Annotated in this window: 1 protein-coding gene; it reads left to right on the forward strand. The window is 65.3% G+C overall.

What is annotated here, in order from left to right:
- The first annotated feature begins 240 nt into the window (after positions 1-240).
- Positions 241-1,095 (forward strand): VOC family protein, encoded by an 855-nt coding sequence (locus tag HUK65_RS18360; RefSeq protein ID WP_179907716.1) that lies wholly within the window; start codon positions 241-243, stop codon positions 1,093-1,095.
- The last annotated feature ends 504 nt before the right edge of the window (positions 1,096-1,599 follow it).

Raw genomic sequence — 1,599 nt, forward strand, 5'->3', positions numbered from 1 at the left:
CTCCGTTCTGTGTCGCAACTGAACAGAATCACAACCTGCTGAATTCACTCAACTCATTTCCGATTGGCCTCTCAGACCGTGCACTATCGCGGCACCTTGCTGTGGTATAAGGGCTAGCGCAACTACTTCTGATCTGGATGCAATCTTCTCCCCCGGGGCGGGATTATCTTTCTCGATGACCAGGGTCATATCGCAGGTAACGAAGCCGGACCGATGCCACCGCATGCGAGGAGACCGATCATGACCGATGCCACCTTCAACCACGCCGAGGCCCCGCTGCGGATCGGGCAGGTGCAGCTCCGCGTCCGCGACCTTGACGTGGTGTCCGGCTTCTACCAGCGCGTGATCGGCCTGTCGGTCCTTGACCGGGCGGCCGGGCGGGTCACGCTGGGGGCGGGATCGGTTCCGTTGCTGGTGCTGCTGGGCGATCCTGATGCCACCCCGCGCAACCCGCGCGATGCCGGGCTGTTCCACACCGCGTTCCTGATGCCCACGCGCGCCGATCTGGCCCACTGGTTGGCGCATGTCACCCGGCTGGGGGTGAGGCTTCAGGGCGCCTCGGACCATATCGTCAGCGAAGCCCTGTATCTGGCCGACCCCGAGGGCAACGGGATCGAGGTCTATGCCGACCGCCCCGTGGCGCAGTGGCGCGATACCCGGGGACAGATCCGTATGGCCACCGATCCGCTGGACATCCCGGCCCTGTTGCAGGAACGCCGGGGCGACTGGGCGGGCTTCCCCGAGGGCGGGATCATCGGCCATGTCCATCTGCAGGTCGGCGATACCGGCGCGGCGGACGGGTTCTACCGCGACATCCTCGGGCTCGACATCGCCGCGCGCTATTCGGGTGCGCATTTCTATGGCAGCGGCGGTTATCACCACCACCTGGCCGGAAACACCTGGAACAGCCGTCATGCAGGCCCGCGCCCGGACGGGGCAGCCGGGCTGGAGGCGGTGGAGCTTGTCGCCCGCGACCCGGCCACCCGGGAGGTCATCATGGCGCGCGCCGAACGCGCTGGCATCCCGTCAGAGGTATCGCACCAAGCTGCCGTCCTGCGCGATCCATGGGGCACGCGCATCGCGCTGGCCACCTGAACCCGCAGCCGGATCAGCATCGCGCCGTGCCCAGTGCTGAAGTCCTGGGAGCGGAGCACCGGTTGGGTCACGGTGCGTGATCCCCCAGCCGGTGGGCCATGTCGCACTCCTCCACCTTCAGCGCCGCCGGATCTCGCATGCAACGGCCGGGACGACGCTGGCTGCTGTCCGAGGTCAGCTGCAGCTCTGGGGAACTTGGACGGGCGAAAGCCAGCGGGCTTGGCGCCGACGGACTGGCCTTCCTCGTAGACCTGCGCGACAGGAACATGAGGCGAACATGTGCCCCGGGAGGAGCCTCCGGGCAGCCAAACTATGTTACATTCCGCGAAAAATGGAAACTTGATGTTAGAAGATTCCGTGTGTCATGGAAACTTGCGGGTCGAAAATGTAAACTTGGACGCCCCATGCTCACCCTTTACCCCCACCCTGGGGATGTCCCGATGAATGTTGAAATCGGGTCGGGGCAGCGCTGCCGGGATCATGGTTAGGCGGCCTCTGCGGTCT

It is taken from the genome of Rhabdonatronobacter sediminivivens, from assembly GCF_013415485.1.
Classification (GTDB): Bacteria; Pseudomonadota; Alphaproteobacteria; order Rhodobacterales; family Rhodobacteraceae; genus Rhabdonatronobacter; species Rhabdonatronobacter sediminivivens.